Below are 16,532 nucleotides of genomic sequence, written 5' to 3'. Positions count from 1 at the left end.
CGGGTGGTGCGGCGCCCGGGGTCAACGGGATCCCGGGCGCTGCGCCGTCAGGAACGGGTCAGGCGGGCGATGGCGCGGGAGGCTTCCTCGATCTTGGCGCGGGCCTCCTCGCCGCCTTCGGTGACGGCGGTGGCGACGCAGGAGTGGAGGTGGTCCTCCAGCATGGTCAGCCCGAAGGCCTGGAGGGCCTTGGTGGCGGCGCCGACCTGGGTGAGCACGTCGATGCAGTAGGCGTCCTCCTCGACCATGCGCTGCAGGCCGCGCACCTGACCCTCGATGCGGCGCAGTCGCTTGAGGACGTCGTCCTTGTGTGCGGTGTAACCGTGCACGGCGATCCCTTCCCTGCGTCGAAGTCCCCCGCCGGCCCCGGCCCGTGCCCCGCCGGCGCGGTGCGGGTGGGTCAGTGGGCGTGCGCCTCGCCGGATTCCGGGGCGCCCGATTCGGGGGCGGGGGCGGGCGTGGCGGCCGGGCCGGCGGCGGCCTGACCCGTGCCCGCGTTCACCGTGAAGGCGGCGGTGCGGACCTTGCCCTCGTGCTGGAAGTCCAGGAAGAGCCGGTAGGCGCCGGTGCTCGGGGCCGTCGCCGTGAAGGAGACGTCGGGGCCGGGGCCGCCCTCGTTGGGGTGGACGTGCAGGTAGGCGAGGTCTCCGTCGCGCAGGGCGACGAGGTGGCCGTAGGCCCCGAGGTACGGTTCCAGGTTCGTGACGGGCTTGCCGTCCTTGGTGACCGTCAGCTTGAGCTCGCCCGCCCTGCCCGGGTCGAGGGTGCCGGCGAGCGCGACCTGGTAGCCGTCCACGTCGGCGGTGTTCGCCGCGGCCGGCAGCGGGTTCGGGGCGTAGGCACCGGGCACCGCCAGGTCGGCGCCGAGGGTGACGCCCTTCGCGCCCTCCCCGGCGGGGGTGAAGTCGGCGAAGGCCTTGTAGCCGCCGGCCGCCAGCAGGTCGACCGGCGTCGACCAGGTGCCGTCCGCCGCCCGTACCGGGTGGAGGTGGCGGTACACGGTGAGGTCGCGCGAGGCGACGATGAAGTGCAGTTCCTTGCCGTGTTCGGTCTTGTACGAGGTGACCTTGCGGCCCTCGGCGTCCTTCACCGAGAACCGGAGCTCGCCCCGACCCCCCTCGATCCGCGGGGTGTCCAGGCTGAGGGCGTAGCCGCCCTCGGACACCTGGAGGCCACCGGCCGCCGGGGCCTGGGCCGCGGCTTCCTCGTGGCCTCCGTGGCCGGCGTCCGCGCCGGTCGGCGCGGGGGCCTGCGCGTGGTTCGCGTGCTCCACCTCGACGGGTGAGCCCACGGGTCCCACGCCCGCCCCGATCCCGTACGCGGCGCCGAAGGCCGCTGCGAGCGCGGCGGCAAAGGCGGCGGTCTTCACTCCGGTGTTCATGGCTGCTCTCCCGTACGACGTAAGGCCGCGTCCAGCGGTTTCATGAGCTCACCATACCCCTGGGGGGTACCAAGTCAAGCCGCGGAATCCCTTGCGGACCCATACCACCGGGGGGTATACCTGGGAACAGACCAGATACCCCCAGTGGGTATCCGGTCGGGCAACTGAACCGATCAAGGAGAAATCCATGTCTTCCTGCTGCTCCCCCGACGGCAGCTGCGGCACGAACGCCGGAGCGACCACCACCGCCACGGCCCTCGCCGACCGCACCGCGACCGTCTACCGCGTGTCCGGCATGACCTGCGGGCACTGCCGGACCGCCATCACCACGTCGGTCGGCGCGCTCGACGGGGTCCTCTCCGTGGACGTGGACGTCGACGGCGGCCTGGTCACGGTGACGACGGCGGGCGACCCGGACGACACCGCCGTCGCCGCCGCGATCGACGACGCCGGCTACGAGCTGACCGGCCGCGCCTGACGCCCCGCCCCACCCCGAACCACTCGGCCGCCGGGATCCGGTCCGTCCACCGGGCCCCGGCCCCCACCCCGCGCTCGAACGAGGAGCAGCCCTCATGACCACCATCACTCCCGGCGCCGCCCAGGTCGAGCTCGCCATCGGCGGCATGACCTGCGCCTCGTGCGCGGCCCGCATCGAGAAGAAGCTCAACCGCATGGACGGCGTCGAGGCGACCGTCAACTACTCCACCGAGAAGGCCAAGGTCACCTTCGACGCCGACATCTCCGTCGCGGACCTGATCGCCACCGTCGAGGCCACCGGCTACACCGCGCAGGAGCCGACCCCTCCCCGTACGGACGCCGCCTCCGGCTCGGGTTCCGGTGACGGCGAGGACGACGACGGCGCCGAGGAGCTGCGCCCGCTGCGGCAGCGGCTGATCACCTCCGTCGTCCTCGCCGTCCCCGTCATCGCGATGGCCATGGTCCCCGCGCTCCAGATCGACTACTGGCAGTGGCTGTCCCTGACGCTGGCCGCGCCCGTCGTCACGTACGCCGCCTGGCCCTTCCACCGGGCCGCGTGGACCAACGCCAAGCACGGCGCGGCCACCATGGACACGCTGATCTCGGTGGGCACCACGGCCGCGTTCCTCTGGTCGCTGTGGGCCCTGTTCTTCGGTACGGCCGGCACCCCCGGCATGACCCACGCCTTCGAGTTCACCATCGCCCGCACCGACGGCGCCGGGAACATCTACCTGGAGGCGGCGGCCGGAGTCACCGCCTTCATCCTGGCCGGCCGCTACTTCGAGGCACGTTCCAAGCGCAAGGCCGGCGCCGCTCTGAAGGCGCTGCTGGAACTGGGCGCCAAGGAGGTCACCGTGTTGCGCGGGGGCCGTGAGGTCACCGTGCCCACCTCCGACCTCCAGGTCGGGGACCGCTTCCTGGTCCGGCCCGGCGAGAAGATCGCCACCGACGGCACCGTCGTCGAGGGCTCCTCCGCCGTGGACGCCTCCATGCTCACCGGCGAGTCCGTCCCGGTGGAGGTCTCCGTGGGGGATTCCGTCACCGGCGCCACCCTCAACGCGGGCGGCCGGCTGGTCGTCGAGGCCACCCGGATCGGCTCCGACACCCAACTGGCCCGGATGGCCCGACTGGTGGAGGACGCCCAGAACGGCAAGGCCGCCGCGCAGCGCCTCGCCGACAAGATCTCCGCCGTCTTCGTACCGATCGTCATCGGCCTCGCGCTCGCCACCCTCGGCTTCTGGCTGGGCACCGGCTCGGGCCTCGCCGCCGCCTTCACGGCCGCCGTCGCCGTACTGATCATCGCCTGCCCGTGCGCCCTGGGTCTGGCCACCCCGACCGCCCTGATGGTCGGCACCGGCCGCGGCGCGCAGCTCGGCATCCTGATCAAGGGCCCCGAGGTGCTGGAGACCACCCGCAAGGTCGACACCATCGTGCTGGACAAGACCGGCACCGTCACCACCGGTCGGATGACCCTGCTCAAGGTGCACACCGCGCAGGGCGTCGCCGAGAACGACGTCCTGCGTCTGGCGGGTGCGTTGGAGCACGCCTCCGAGCACCCGATCGCCCAGGCCGTGGCGGCCGGTGCGAGCGCCCGGGTCGGCGCGCTGCCCACCCCCGAGGACTTCGCCAACGTCCCCGGGCTCGGCGTACAGGGTGTCGTCGACGGGCACGCGGTGCTCGTCGGCCGCGAGAAGCTCCTCGCCGAGTGGGCGATGGCGCTGCCCGCGCACCTGGAACGGGCCAAGGCCGAGGCGGAGTCCGCCGGCCGTACCGCCATCGCCGTGGCCTGGGACGGCGAGGCGCGGGCCGTGCTGGAGGTCGCCGACGCCGTCAAGGACACCAGCGCCGAGGCGATCCGGCGGCTGCGCGCCCTGGGTCTCACCCCGATCCTGCTGACCGGCGACAACAAGGCCGTCGCGGAGTCCGTCGCGGCCGAGGTCGGCATCGACGAGGTCATCGCCGAGGTCATGCCGCAGGACAAGGTCGACGTCGTCAAGCGGCTTCAGGCCGAGGGGCGCAGCGTCGCCATGGTCGGCGACGGCGTCAACGACGCGGCCGCGCTCGCCCAGGCCGACCTGGGTCTGGCCATGGGCACCGGCACCGACGCCGCGATCGAGGCCGGTGACCTGACCCTCGTACGGGGCGACCTGCGGGCGGCGGCCGACGCCATCCGGCTCGCCCGCAAGACCCTCGGCACCATCCGCTCGAACCTGTTCTGGGCGTTCGCGTACAACGTGGGCGCGCTGCCGCTCGCCGCGGCGGGACTGCTCAACCCGATGATCGCCGGAGCGGCCATGGCCTTCTCCTCGGTCTTCGTCGTCGGCAACAGCCTGCGTCTGCGCGGCTTCCGGGCCGCCGCCAACTGAGGAGCGCCCGTGGCCGGTTACGGTGAACAGAAGGAAGACGTCATCAGACGTCTGCGGCGGATCGAGGGCCAGATCCGCGGCGTGCAGCGGATGGTCGGCGAGGACGCCTACTGCATCGACGTGCTGACCCAGGTGTCCGCGGTCAACGCGGCGCTGCGGGCCTGCGCCGTGACCCTGCTGGACGAGCACCTCGGCAACTGCGTCGTCGAGGCCGCCGCCCGGGGCGGGGACGGCGCGCGGGTGAAGGTGAGCGAGGCCACGGAGGCCATCGCCCGTCTCGTCCGCGCGTAGGGCCGGCCGACCGCGACGGCCCCGCCGCCCCTCGCCCCGCCCCCACGACCGAGCGGCCCGGTCGGCGACATCCGCCGACCGGGCCGCTCCGCTGCGCGCGCGGCCGGCCCCGGCCCCGGCAGGCGCCCCGGGTCGGTCAGTCGATGCCGGCCCGTCGGGCCAGCAGTTCGGACCGGACGAGTTCCAGGAGGCGCCCCGTCCAGTTGCGGCCCCGGCCGCCGTTCTCTCCCCAGAAACCCGAGTCCGCGTCGTCGTAGAGCACGGTCGCGTCCCCGGTGTCCAGCAGGATCGCGGCCAGGTCGGGGTGCTGCTCGTACTTGGCGCGCAGCGCCCGGGCCATGACCGCGGTGCGGGCCTGCTCCCAGCCCTCGCGCCGCGTCGCCGCGGCGGCCAGGGTACGGGCCTTGGCCCCCGTCTCCGCGGCCACGACCGCCGCGTGGACCTCCGGTTCGACGACGGACCGGGCCCAGTAGGCGTGCGCCACCGACGGATAGGTGACCTCGCCCAGGGTCACGGGCGCGGGGTAGTCGTTGCGCAGGGCCTTCTTGCCCGGGTCCTCCAGGGCGCGCTGCGGATACGAGTGGTAGACCTTGACCGCGGGGGCGAAGGACCGCGCCGCCCCGTCCGCCGGCACCCGGGACGGGGCCTCGGCGCGCCACCGGTCCCGTTCCTCGAAGTACGCGATGACCTCGTCGTACTCCTGCGGCGTCACCGCCTCCCCGGGTCGGCCCGGGGCGTACCCGCCCGGCCCGGCCACCAGGACGCGCAGGGGCTGGTCCTTGCGGTCCATGTCGCCGAGCGCGTAGTGGCGCATCGTCTCGGGTATGGCCAGGTAGGCGGCCCGGGCAGCGGCCCGGTTGTCCTCCGTCCGGTCCTTCAGGAACACGTCCACCACCGCGAGGCAGCGGCCGGTGGAGTCCGGTCGCCCATTCAACTCATCGACAGTGTCCCGGACTTCGGCGAGCAGCAGCTCCGGCGTCAGCCAGGTGTGCGGTTCGGCGAACTTCCACGCGGCCAGGGAGTGCGCGGACGCGCGGGCGCCTTCGGGGAGGTGGGTGGCCACCCATCCGCTGCGGAGCTTCTCCTCGAACTCGTCGAGCGTGACCAGCTCCCAGCAGTCGACGAGGCCGTCGGCGTAGATGAAGAGGTCCGTGAGGAAGTAGGAGCCGCCGTTGCAGATGAACGCGTGTCGCCAGGTGCCCGGTACGCGGACTCCGTCAGCGGTGCGATGCGTGGTCCGATTGCCGATCATCACGCGATGATGCCGGACGGACCGCCGCCGCCGCGCATCGTTTTCCCCTCGGTCGGGCCCCTGCCCCGCCCCGGCGGGGTCCGGTACCGGCGGTGCACCCGGCCGGGTACGGTCCCGCCGCCGGGGCGGGCCGTAGCATGAGCCGCTCGCGAGCGGGAGGGGCCGAGAGGGATGCGCGTACGCCGGCTGGGAGAGCTGGAGGCCGAGATCATGGACCGGGTGTGGCAGTGGGAACGCCCCGCCTCCGTCCGCGAGATCGTCGACGACATAAACCGGGGCCGCAAGGTCGCCTACACCACCGTCATGACGGTGGCCGACATCCTGTACCGCAAGGGTTGGTTGAGCCGTGAGAAGTCCGGCCGGGCCTGGATGTACGAGGCCGTGCGCAGCCGGGAGGAGTACACGGCGGCGCTCATGCAGGACGCCCTGGGCGACAGCCAGGACCGCAGGGCCACCCTGTTGCGGTTCGTGGAGCGGATGTCCCACGAGGACGTGGCGGCCCTGGACGAGGCCCTGCGCGCCGCCCACCCCGACCGCCCCGCCGGCCCGACCGGAGGCACCCGGTGAACCACCACGTCCTGCCGCCCCTCGGACTCGCCCTGATCACGGGCCTGGTGATCCCCTGGATGCTGCTGCGCGCCCGCTGGGCCCAGCAGGTGCCCCGGCTGGGCCTGGCCGTGTGGATCATGTGCGGCTCCGTCTTCGCGCTCGCCACGGCGATCCTGCCCGCCCAACTCGTGCTGCCCGCGGAGACCAGCCACCGCCTCATCGACGCCGCCCTGACCCTGAGCCCGCCCTCCGCCCGGCGGCTGGCGGACGCCACGGCGCGCGAGTTCCTCGCCGCCACCGCGGCGCTCGCGGTCCTGGCCCTGCCCGCCACCGGCTTCGTACGGGAGCTCGTGCGGGCCCGCCGGGCGCGCAGCAGGCACGCCGAACTGCTGCGGCTGGTCGGCCGGTACGACGCCGAGCTGGAGGTGACCGTACTGGACGACGCACGCCCCGCGGTGTACTGCCTGCCGGGGCGCTCGCGCCGGGTCGTGATCTCCTCGGGGGCGGTGGACGTCCTGACGGACCATGAGTTGGCCGCCGCGCTCGCCCACGAGCGGGCCCACATCGCGGGCCGGCACCACCTGTTGCTCGCGGCGGCGGGAGCGTATTCGACCGTCTTCCGCCGGCTGCCCCTGGCCCGGATCGGCGGGCAGGCGGTGCCCCTGCTGCTGGAAATGGCCGCCGACGACCGGGCGCTGCGCGGCTGTTCGCGTGACGCGCTGGCCACGGCGCTCTACGCGTTGGCGGCCGGTCACGCGCCCCGCCGGGCGTTCGCCGCGGGCGGTCCGTCGGCCGCGGTGCGCATGCGCCGCATCCTGACGCCGCACCGGGTGGGGCACGCGGTCCTGCGCGGTCTGCTGGCGGTGACGGCCGCGATGTCGGTCATCGTTCCCACGGTCGTCGCCTGTTGTTGGACCTCGTGAAAGCGGCCCCGTCCGTCGCTTCCACCAACGTTCCCGCCAACCCGGCTATTTACTAAGCCAATTCGTAGATTTCCCCTTGCCCCCGACCACTCGAATTGCCCGCTATTCTGGGCGCGTGCGGGCTCAGGACCGGTGCGGCGAGAGGGGCGGAACAAATGCTGCTGGCTGACGTGCGGACGGCAGCGCCCGGCGACGCGACGGCGATATCCCGGCTCCTCGCCGAGGCGATTCGCGAGGACTACGGCAGCATCCTCGGTGAAATCCGTGTGGGCCGCCTGGTGTCGGACCATTGCGCCCTGCCCCGCATAAGAGCGGAAATTGGAATTCCGGGCGGGGCGCCCGGCTGGCTCGGTTGGCTGGTCGCGGCCGGTCCGGACGGCGCAGTCGTGGGAGCCGTCTCGGGTGGCGTGCCCGTCGCTTCCGAGGGCGAGGTCTACGCCCTGTGCACGACCCCGACCCGGCGCCGGGAGGGCGTCGGCACGGCCCTGCTGGCGGCGGCCACCGACCGGATGCGGCTGCACGGGGCGATGTCCCAGCGGATCGGCCTCCCCGTCGAACAGGCCCCGGCCCTGCCGTTCTTCACCCATCACGGCTTCACCGCGCTCACCCCGCTCCGGCTCGGCCGCACGCTCTGACGATTGGCCTGAACCAACGCTTTTCCCCGCTCCCGGCGGACGTGGCAGATCCACGCCATCGCGTGTTCACGCAGCCCGCCGCTCTGGCCCAACCCCCGCGCCGCAGGACAGGATTTGACCAGCGGCGGAGCGTTCCCGACGGCACGGGATCACCGCCTTCGGACGGTCGGACCGAGCGAGCCCCTGGAGGAGCGATGCACACACCGAGCGGCACTTTCCCGTCCCTCACGCCGGTCGTGCCCACCGTGCCCGCGCCGGCCGTGGGAAGCGCGGGAACCGTACGGTTCGTGGCCCCCGCCCCCGCTCCGTCGGTCACGTACCCGGCCGCCGGCGCCGTACCGGCCGCCGCGGGCCTCCTGCCGGGCCTGGAATCGCTCTCCCCCGCCGACGAGGACGCCGTCTGGCTGCACGACGCGCTGCTGGGCCCGCACAGCGCGGACATCGTCCGCTACCTGAGCCTCGCCCGGCGCTGCGGCGGCCCGGTCCTGGACCTGGGCTGCGGCTCCGGCCGGCTGGCCGTCCCGTTCGCCCGCCAGGGCTTCTCCGTCGAGGCGATCGACCGGGACGCCGACTGCTTGGAGCGGCTGCGGGCCTGGGGCCGACGGATCGGGCCCCAGGTGGCGCGCCGCCTCGTCACGACCCGCGCCGATCTGGCCGAGCTGCGGCTGGGGCGCACGTACCGGCTGGCCCTGCTGGCCGGCGCGATGATCGCGGCGGTGCCGCCCCACGCCCGGCCCGGGTTGCTGCGCGAGATCGCGGCGCACCTGGAACCCGGCGGTGCTCTCGCCCTGGACTTCACGGCGCACCAGCCGCGGGGGCTGTCCGAGGAACCGGTGCGCACCATGGCGTTCCCGGTCCCCCGGTTCGACGGGGTCGAGGAGTGGGCCGTGGCCCGTCAGGCCTTCGACCTGGACGACATGAGCGAACACATCTCCTACCACTGCGTGCGCACCGGCAAGCTGAGCTCCGAGCGCGTGGTGCGGACCACGCGGAAGTGGATCGTCGACCCGCGGCGTCTCGAAGCGGACCTGCGCGCGGCGGGACTTCGGGTGGAACACCGCCGGCACCACCGGGTCGACGAGCGCACCGAGAGCGTCCTCCTCGTCTGCCGGGCGCGCGCCTGACGGCCGCCACCCACCCCCTCCACGAGGCCGGGCAAGAGGTACGATGCCCCCAAAGGTTTGAGTGGACCAGATGACGGAGGGTGGCGCGGCGATGGCTGTCGTGGAGGAGTCGACCGGTCGGGAGGCGGTGATCCAGCGCCTTCGCGACGTGGGTCTGCGCGTCACCGGCCCGCGCCTCGAAGTGCTCCAGGTGCTGGCGGCGGGCGGCCATCTGGACGTCGAGTCCATCACGGCCACCGCCCGCGAACGACTGGGCACCCTGACCAGCCAGGCCGTCTACGAGATGCTGCGGCACTTCCTGGAGACCGGTCTGGCGACGAAGTTCGACCGCCCGGGTCTGCCGGCCGTCTTCGAGGTCTCGGGCCCGGCGCACCAGCACGCGCTCTGCCTGCGGTGCGGGCGCGTGGAGAACGTCCGGGTCGAGGCCCCCAAGCCCGCGGGCGGGGAACTGCGGACGTGGCGGATGGACGACGCGGAGGTCATCTTCAAGGGGCTGTGCCCCGACTGCCTCAACGCGGCGCAGGACTGACACCGGCGACGGCCCACCGCTTCCCCTCCCAGCCTTTCCCGCAAGGGAGTTGGGCCTCCGGGCACGCCATCGGGCCACCCGGGATCGCCCCGTCCCGGCAGGTCCGGGGCGGCGCCGCACACCCCGATCACGACATGTGACGCCGGTCACATCCGTTTCCGGGGGGCGGGGACTCCCTCGCGGGCATGTGCCAAAGTGTGACTGTCGATTCGTAAGATGAGGGGGTCGCTTCGCAATGGCAACGGGCGATGGCAGGGACGGCATCCAGTCGGCCGACAGGGTGCTGGCTCTCTATCAGCAGCTGCGCCTGCGCGGGGTTTCCAACCTCAACGAAGTCTTCACGGAGCTCGGCCTGGCCCCCGAGGAGCGGGAACGGTGGCGTGCGGAGCTGATCACGCTCGGCCTCATCGTGCCGACGGGCACCACCCACGCCACCCGCGCCGACCTCCAGTCGGGGGCCTGGCGACCGGGCCCGGACGCGGTCGCCGTGGTCGACCCGGAGATCGCCCTGCTGCGGATGCTGCAACGCGAACGCGAGCGGCTGCGCGAACATCTGGACGAGTCCGACCGTACGTACAGCGCCCTGGAGACGTTGGTCGGGAAGTTCCTGCGCCCGGGCTCGTTGAGCGGCTCCGAGGTCGAGGTCGAGATCATCGACGACTACGGGCGGATCCAGCAGGTGCTGGAGGACATCACGGACGTCATCCGGCACGACCTGACGTCCATGCACGTGACGGCCCTGGTCCGGGAGGTCGCGGACCGGGTGCTCAGCCGTGACCGCAGACAGATCGACAACGGGGTGCGCATCCGCGCCATCTACCACCAGCGGATCACCACCTCGCCGGAGGCGGTGGAGATGCTGCGCCGCCGGGTCGAGGCGGGGGTGGAGATCCGGCTGTCGCCCGCGGCCCCGATGAACATGATCATCGCCGACCAGCAGTTCGCCGTACTGCCCGTGCACCCCGACGACCGGTCGGCCGGCGCGATCCTCGCCCGCGGCCCCGCCCTGGTCCGCTCCTACCTGGCGCTGTACGAGCACTGCTGGCACGCGGCCACGCCGTACGGGGACGACCTCGCGCCGGAGCTCGGCGGCGACGGGCTGTCCGAACAGCAGCGGGCCGCGCTCAAGATGCTCGCCTCGGGAATGAAGGACGAGAAGGTCGCCCGCAACCTGGGGGTTTCCTTGCGGACGGTGAGCCGCATGCTGTCCGAGTTGATGCAGGAAATGGGGGCGTCGAGCCGTTTCGAGGCCGGGGTACGGGCACAGCGGCTCGGATGGCTGGATTGATTCACCGCCCATCGACCACACGGGGCCCTTCCGGGATCTCCGCCTGAAATACCGGCGCAACACTCCGATCGGGCCCGAAGGAAAAGCCCCGCGGGCCGCCCGAGGGCGATTGCGGGGCTCGTCGCGGGACTCGTCCGGGTGGTTCAGTCCCAGCCGTTGCCGTTCGACCGGGCCGCCGGCCGGGCGGCGGCGGTACAGGCCGGGCGTGCGGGGGCGGCGTGGCGGGCGTTCGCGAGCGGTGCGGTGGTGTGCGCTGCCGACATGATTCCTCCAGGAATGCGAAAGGTCCATTGCGTCCTCGCGGTTCCGTGCCGTCGGAATTCCTTCGAAGACATCTCCATTGTCGTATGCCGCCCCCGGTCGGACCAGTTTTCTGTAGCGCACCTGAGGCGAATCTGGAGTCCTTGGACGAGAATCCCGCAAGGGCATGCGTCAGTGACGCCTCCGCACCAATTCCCGCCATTTCGACGGGGGTTAACGGAGACGTCATACGTGCGCACCCTTGGTCAACCCAAAAGAGCTGCTAGTGTGGAATTCCGGCCTTCTCGACCCTCCAGGAGAGAGGTGTCGGCGAGGCAGGGGCGTGCCGTCGCTCCTGCCTCATTCATTCCCGGCCCCGACCGTTCGGCGCGCAGTACGTCCCGGTACACGTCCAGGGTCCGGGCGGCGGCCGTCTGCCAGCTCATGGATCGGGCGTGTCTCGCCGCCGCTCTCCCCATGACGGCGCACGCCTGCGGGTGTTGCGCGAACCAGCGCAGCCACCGGGCGTACTCGACCGGGTCGTTGCCGTGGACCAGCATGCCCGTCACTCCGTCCCGTACGGCGGTCGGCAGTCCGCCGACCGCCGATGCCAGTACGGGAGTTCCGCACGCCTGCGCCTCCAGGGCGACCAGTCCGAAGGACTCACTGCGCGAGGGAACCATCAGGACGTCCGCGGCCCGGTACCACTGCGCCAATTCCGCCGGTGGCACGGGCGGGTGCTGCCGCAGCACGTCGGACACCCCCAACTCCCGAGCCAGTTGCCACGCGTCGCCGCGCGGCCCGGAACCCGAGTTCCCACCGATCACGGGGACGATGGTCCGCCGCCGCAGTTCCGGTGCCTGCTCCAGCAGTTCGGCGACGGCGCGCACCATCACGTCCGGTCCCTTGAGGGGTTGGATGCGGCCCGCGTACAGGGGAACGAACGCGTCGGCCGGCAGCCCGAGGGCGGCCCGGGCGGCAGCCCGCCCCTGCCCGGGGTCGAACGTGCGCAGGTCGACACCGGGTCGGACGATCTCCGTGCGACCCGCTTCCGCTCCGTACAGTTGGCGCAACGTCCGTGCCTCGTCCGCGCTGTTCGCGATGAGGCGGTCGGCGGAGCCGACCACCTGGTGTTCGCCGCGGATCCGCGACGCCGGCTCGGGGGTGTCGCCGTCCGCGAGGGCCGCGTTCTTCACACGGGCCAGGGTGTGGGCGGTGTGCACCAACGGCACCCGCCATCCGACGGCGGCGATCCGGCCGGCCTGGCCGGAGAGCCAGTAGTGGGAGTGGACCAGGTCGTAGCGCCGTTCCTCCTTGAGGAGCGCCAGCGAGAACGGCACCACCAGGGCGGGCATGTCCTCCTTGGGCAGAGCGGCCCGCGGCCCGGCTGCCAGGTGACGCAGCCGTACGCCGGGTCCGAGGTCGGCCCAGCGCGGCATGGCCTCGCCCCGACAGCGCGTGAACAGATCGACTTCGACGCCGAGTTCGGCGAGGGCTCGGGAGAGCTGGACCATGTAGACGTTCATGCCGCCCGCGTCCCCGGTGCCGGGCTGGTGCAGCGGCGAGGTGTGGACGCTGAGCATGGCGACGCGCAGGGACACGTGGAGCTCCTACGGGCAGGGGCCTCGTGCGCCCCTACCACCGTGTGACCGGCGCGGGTTCACGCGGCGAAGAAGGGATTTCTGTCGTGGTGCCGTGGTGCCAGGGTTGCCGTGGTGCCGTGGTGCCGTGTTGCCGTGTCGCCAGGGTTGCCGTGGTGCCGTTCGCGGCCGGGGAGGACCGGTCCGGTCAGAAGCCGAACACCGGGCCCGAGGGCGGGGCCAGCCTGGTGCCCGGTACCGGTGGGACGAGGACCGCGGCGGACACCGGGCCGCCCGCCTCGACCCCGAGCGCGGCGGCCAGCCGGTCCGCTCCCTCGGGCATGACCGGCCGCGCCCAGGCGCCGAGGGCGCGGGCCACCGCCAGTTGGGCCGCGAGCACGGGCAGGTGTCGACGTCCCGCGGTGGGACGCCGCGCCTCGTGCGCGTTGACGTGACCGAAGTCGGAGACCGACCGAACCATCTCGTCGAGCAGGGCCATCGCACGGCGGGGGTCGAAGGCGTCCGGCGAGTAGGCCTCGCGCAGGTCCTCCACCCCGCGCAGCAGCCGCCGTTCCAGAACCTCCCAGCCCGCGCCGCCGGGCAGTGCCGGCGGAACCAGACCGGCGGCCTCCTCCCGTACGGCGGCGAACAACCGCGACAGCCAGTTGTTCCAGCCCTCGTCCAGTTCCCGGCGGGCAGCGGCCAGTCGGTCGGTGTGGAAGGCGGTGCGGGCGGCCACGGGACGGGCCTGGAGGACGTGCCGCCGCAGGGTGTCCGAGCCGTACTCGGTGATCAGGTCCAGCGCCCAGGCCTTCTCCCCGGCGCCCCAGGACAGCGCCTGGTCGTCGATGACGTACGCCTCGTTGACGCAGAAGCTCTGCGGCAGTTCGACCCCCTGGGCGAACAACAGGACCGGCAGCAGCACGGCGTGGCAGAAGGCGTGGCCGAAGCCGCAGAAGTGGATGGCCCGTTCGGGCATCGGTCGGTCGCCGTGACCGAAGAGGTGCATCGCGGCGGCCTCGAAGCAGCCGTCGATGCGCTGCTCGGGAAAACCGTCGACCGGTACGGGAAGCCCCCACCCGGCCGGGTGGGACACGGCGACGTCGGGCAGGCCGTCCTCGGCGAGCGACTCGCACAGCGCGGCCAGGCGCGGCGGCAGGCCGGTGGCGGCCCAGTAGTCGGCGAGGGCCTCGCGGTGCGGCTCCAGCGGGATGTAGAGGCGGCGGCAGCGCCGTGGCGTGGCCGCGGACCCGCACTGGACGCACTGCGGATCCAGCAGGTCGCCGCCGTCGTTGGGGCGGGCGCACTCGTGGCACATGCCGCCGTCGCTGGGCGCCGAGCAGTGCGGGCATGAGCCGGTGACGTGCGCTCCGTGGAGCCAGCGCCCGCAGGGTTCGCAGTATGGCGTCAGACGGGTGCGGGCGGCGATGACTCCCTCCGCGTGGAGGCGCCGGAACAGGTCCGCGAGCCAGCGCCCGTAGCCCTTGTCCTGGCGCGGGCGCACGATGTGGTCGAACTCGACGCCCGAGCGCAGCCAGTCGGCCGTGATCGCCTCCCGGTAGCCCTCGGCCACCTCCTCGGGCTTGCGGCCGGCGCGCAGCGCGCGGACGTGGACGGAACTGGTGTGGTCGGCGGTACCGGTGGTGAACAGGACGGGTTCGCCCTCGGCCCGCAGGTACCGGGACAACACATCCGCAGCGACGTACGGTCCTGCGAGATGGCCGACGTGAAGTTCGCCGTGGGTGGCCGGCGGGGTCGCGGTGATCCATACGGGGGTGCTCATGGGACCTCCTTGACGCTGTGGTGCGAAGTACGCAGCGAGACTCGGAACGGAAGGGGCGGCGCCCGCCCCGCTCCGCACGCCGCGGGAGGACCCGGGGAGAGCGGGGTGCCCCGACAAAGCGTGACAGAGAAACGAACCAAGCGGTCTGGTTAGGCCTTGCGCGTTCACGCCATGCGTGGAAACGCCAGGCCGCCCGGGCCGGCGTACTCCGGCCCCACGACGGCCGGGCAGGGCGCCCGAGCTGCGCGGTGGCGTAGAGATGTCATGACGCGAGTACGCCAGAGGGGCCGCCTTGCGGCCCACGTCCACGCCCAACACGCTGAACTCATGGAAGACTTCGCGACCGATCGCACAGACCTCAGCGCACCGGAATCCCTGCTGGTCGTGGCCGCGCACCCGGACGACATCGAGTTCTGCGTCAGCGGGACGGTCATGCGGTGGATCGCACAGGGCACCACCCGGGTGACGTACTGCATCGTCACCGACGGCGGCGCCGGCGGATACGACGAGCGGCTGCCGCGCCAGGCCATGGGCGACCTCCGGCGCGCCGAGCAGGTCCACTCGGCCAAGCGCAGCGGCGTCGACGACGTCCGCTTCCTCGGCTACCCCGACAGTTACGTCGAATCGAACCTGGAGCTGCGCCGCGACCTGTGCCGGGTGATCCGCCAGGTCCGCCCGCAGCGCGCCGTCATACCCAGCCCCGAGATCAACTGGGGCCGCATCGCCGACCTGCACCCCGACCACCGCGCGGTCGGCGATGCCGCGCTGCGGGCGATCTACCCCGAGGCACGGAACCCGTTCGCGCACCCGTCCCTCCTGAAGGAGGAGGGCCTGGAACCCTGGATCGTGCCGGAGTTGTGGCTCATGACGGGTCCCACGCCGAACCGGTACGTCGACGTCACGCCCGTCTTCGACCGCAAGGTCGAGGCCCTGCGCATCCACACCTCGCAGACCGCGCACTTCGACGACCTGTCGGGCCTGTTGCGAAGCTGGCTCGGCGATCACGCGCGGGCGGCCGGACTGCCGGCGGGGCGGATGGCGGAGGCCTTCCAGGTCGTACGGATCGACTGCTGACCGGGATCGGCCGGCGCGCGGAGTCCGCCGGCGCGCGCATCGACCGACGGACGCATCGCCGACTGACGCATCGACCGACCCCGGAAACCGGCCGGTTTCCGGGGTCGGTCATCGGTCATCGGTAGATGAGCAGTTCCGCCTCGGCGGCGCCCTCCAGTTCGTAGCGCGTCCCGACCAGGGGGCGCCCGGAGTAGAGCCGGATCAGCGTCGCGGCGTCACCCCGGAAGCGGGCCGCAGGCCTGCCGGGCACGGCATTGCCGAGGTCCAGCGGTTCCGCGTGACCGTCGATGTCGGCGAGCAGCCGCGGGGTGTCCCGCTTGCGGCTGGTGGTGCGGAGCAGCGGCAGGGCGAGCGCGAGGCTCCCCCCGCCGTACGCCCCGGGCGCCCCGAACGCCTCGCGGACGTCGCCCGCGTGGATCCACTCCCCCAGTGCCACCGCGTCCAGCGTGCCGTCGCCCGCGGCGATGGCCGCCCCGGCCTCCGTGAGCCCGCGTTCCAATTCGTCGATGATCCGGGGCACGGGCCAGTCCGCCCGCTCGGCCACATCGGCCGCGTTCGCGGCGGGCAGGAAGACCCCCTCCTCCAGTCGGCCCTCCACGATCCGTACGAGGGCCGCGGCGCAGTGGGCGAGGACGTCCCGCGCCGTCCACCCGGGGCACGCCGTGCGCAGTCCGTACGAGGCTTCGGGCGTGCGGCGCAGCAGCGGTAGCAGCGCGTCCCGTTCGGTGCGCAGCAGCAGGTCCGGGAGCCAGGGGTCGCGTACTTCGGATGCTTCGCGAGCGGTCTCCACGGCGGTCAGTAGCGGTAGTGGTCGGGCTTGTACGGCCCTTCGACGGGGACGCCGATGTAGGCGGCCTGCTCGGGGCGCAGGGTGGTGAGGCGGACACCGAGGGCGTCCAGGTGGAGGCGGGCGACCTTCTCGTCGAGGTGCTTGGGCAGCACGTGGACGTCGGTCGGGTACTCGGACGGCTTGGTGAAGAGCTCGATCTGGGCCAGGGTCTGGTCCGCGAACGAGTTCGACATCACGAACGACGGGTGGC

17 protein-coding genes are annotated in these 16,532 nt (G+C 72.7%); 10 read left to right on the top strand and 7 right to left on the bottom strand.

Translation table 11 applies throughout. The features are described from left to right. Nucleotides 1-47: 47 nt before the first annotated feature. Nucleotides 48-335 (bottom strand): metal-sensitive transcriptional regulator, encoded by a 288-nt coding sequence (locus tag ACFY0I_RS32925; RefSeq protein WP_388902772.1) that lies wholly within the window; start codon nucleotides 333-335, stop codon nucleotides 48-50. A gap of 65 nt (nucleotides 336-400) precedes the next feature. Continuing rightward, nucleotides 401-1,381, bottom strand: coding sequence for a hypothetical protein (locus ACFY0I_RS32920; protein WP_388902595.1), 981 nt, complete (start codon nucleotides 1,379-1,381; stop codon nucleotides 401-403). Nucleotides 1,382-1,568: 187 nt separating this feature from the next. Here ACFY0I_RS32920 and ACFY0I_RS32915 point away from each other — a divergent pair, with 187 nt between their 5' ends. The 3 genes from ACFY0I_RS32915 (at nucleotide 1,569) to ACFY0I_RS32905 (ending at nucleotide 4,515) form a co-directional block, all read left to right on the top strand. Continuing rightward, complete coding sequence (locus tag ACFY0I_RS32915) at nucleotides 1,569-1,859, top strand: heavy-metal-associated domain-containing protein (RefSeq protein WP_388902592.1); 291 nt, start codon at nucleotides 1,569-1,571, stop codon at nucleotides 1,857-1,859. 94 nt (nucleotides 1,860-1,953) lie between these two features. Beyond that, nucleotides 1,954-4,224 carry a heavy metal translocating P-type ATPase gene (locus ACFY0I_RS32910; RefSeq protein WP_388902589.1) on the top strand — a complete coding sequence of 757 codons (2,271 nt, stop codon included), beginning with the start codon at nucleotides 1,954-1,956 and terminating at the stop codon, nucleotides 4,222-4,224. Between the two features lie 9 nt (nucleotides 4,225-4,233). Then, on the top strand, nucleotides 4,234-4,515 hold the full coding sequence (locus ACFY0I_RS32905) for a metal-sensitive transcriptional regulator (RefSeq protein ID WP_388902588.1): 282 nt from the start codon (nucleotides 4,234-4,236) through the stop codon (nucleotides 4,513-4,515). A gap of 136 nt (nucleotides 4,516-4,651) precedes the next feature. Here ACFY0I_RS32905 and ACFY0I_RS32900 read toward each other — a convergent pair whose 3' ends face one another. Further along, nucleotides 4,652-5,767 carry an NADAR family protein gene (locus ACFY0I_RS32900; protein ID WP_388902585.1) on the bottom strand — a complete coding sequence of 372 codons (1,116 nt, stop codon included), beginning with the start codon at nucleotides 5,765-5,767 and terminating at the stop codon, nucleotides 4,652-4,654. A 171-nt stretch (nucleotides 5,768-5,938) separates the two neighbouring features. Here ACFY0I_RS32900 and ACFY0I_RS32895 point away from each other — a divergent pair, with 171 nt between their 5' ends. From ACFY0I_RS32895 to ACFY0I_RS32870, 6 genes are all read left to right on the top strand, one after another. Next, nucleotides 5,939-6,334 (top strand): BlaI/MecI/CopY family transcriptional regulator, encoded by a 396-nt coding sequence (locus ACFY0I_RS32895; RefSeq protein WP_362876433.1) that lies wholly within the window; start codon nucleotides 5,939-5,941, stop codon nucleotides 6,332-6,334. Beyond that, the gene (locus ACFY0I_RS32890) at nucleotides 6,331-7,239 is read left to right on the top strand and encodes a M56 family metallopeptidase (RefSeq protein WP_388902582.1); all 909 of its coding nucleotides are present in this window, start codon (nucleotides 6,331-6,333) and stop codon (nucleotides 7,237-7,239) included. The genes ACFY0I_RS32895 and ACFY0I_RS32890 overlap by 4 nt, the downstream gene beginning before the upstream one ends. 155 nt (nucleotides 7,240-7,394) lie before the next feature. Next, complete coding sequence (locus ACFY0I_RS32885; protein ID WP_388902579.1) at nucleotides 7,395-7,874, top strand: GNAT family N-acetyltransferase; 480 nt, start codon at nucleotides 7,395-7,397, stop codon at nucleotides 7,872-7,874. A 194-nt stretch (nucleotides 7,875-8,068) separates the two neighbouring features. Continuing rightward, entirely contained in the window at nucleotides 8,069-8,998 is a 930-nt protein-coding gene (locus tag ACFY0I_RS32880; RefSeq protein WP_388902577.1) for a class I SAM-dependent methyltransferase, read from the top strand. Between the two features lie 70 nt (nucleotides 8,999-9,068). Beyond that, complete coding sequence (locus tag ACFY0I_RS32875) at nucleotides 9,069-9,527, top strand: Fur family transcriptional regulator (protein ID WP_388902770.1); 459 nt, start codon at nucleotides 9,069-9,071, stop codon at nucleotides 9,525-9,527. 235 nt (nucleotides 9,528-9,762) lie between these two features. After that, nucleotides 9,763-10,815, top strand: a complete 1,053-nt coding sequence (locus ACFY0I_RS32870) for a LuxR C-terminal-related transcriptional regulator (RefSeq protein WP_388902575.1) — start codon at nucleotides 9,763-9,765, stop codon at nucleotides 10,813-10,815. 506 nt (nucleotides 10,816-11,321) lie between these two features. Here ACFY0I_RS32870 and mshA read toward each other — a convergent pair. Next, nucleotides 11,322-12,638: a D-inositol-3-phosphate glycosyltransferase gene (mshA, locus tag ACFY0I_RS32865; protein WP_388902768.1), complete on the bottom strand. Its 1,317-nt coding sequence runs from the start codon at nucleotides 12,636-12,638 to the stop codon at nucleotides 11,322-11,324. 205 nt (nucleotides 12,639-12,843) lie between these two features. Beyond that, entirely contained in the window at nucleotides 12,844-14,418 is a 1,575-nt protein-coding gene (locus ACFY0I_RS32860) for a class I tRNA ligase family protein (protein WP_388902573.1), read from the bottom strand. A gap of 327 nt (nucleotides 14,419-14,745) precedes the next feature. On the opposite strand from ACFY0I_RS32860, the gene ACFY0I_RS32855 reads away from it, so the two are divergent. Then, the gene (locus ACFY0I_RS32855; RefSeq protein ID WP_388902571.1) at nucleotides 14,746-15,492 is read left to right on the top strand and encodes a PIG-L deacetylase family protein; all 747 of its coding nucleotides are present in this window, start codon (nucleotides 14,746-14,748) and stop codon (nucleotides 15,490-15,492) included. Nucleotides 15,493-15,607: 115 nt separating this feature from the next. Here ACFY0I_RS32855 and ACFY0I_RS32850 read toward each other — a convergent pair whose 3' ends face one another. Both ACFY0I_RS32850 and ACFY0I_RS32845 read right to left on the bottom strand, forming a co-directional pair. Next, nucleotides 15,608-16,282: a maleylpyruvate isomerase family mycothiol-dependent enzyme gene (locus ACFY0I_RS32850; RefSeq protein WP_388902570.1), complete on the bottom strand. Its 675-nt coding sequence runs from the start codon at nucleotides 16,280-16,282 to the stop codon at nucleotides 15,608-15,610. 5 nt (nucleotides 16,283-16,287) lie between these two features. Continuing rightward, a partial coding sequence (locus ACFY0I_RS32845; protein ID WP_388902568.1) for an adenosylhomocysteinase occupies nucleotides 16,288-16,532 on the bottom strand: 245 nt, incomplete at its 5' end.

Origin of the sequence: Streptomyces sp. NPDC001568 (assembly GCF_042893755.1) — a bacterium.
GTDB lineage: Bacteria > Actinomycetota > Actinomycetes > Streptomycetales > Streptomycetaceae > Streptomyces.
The sequence above is the reverse complement of the archived record's forward strand: the minus strand, read 5'-3'. Positions and strand labels throughout refer to the sequence as shown.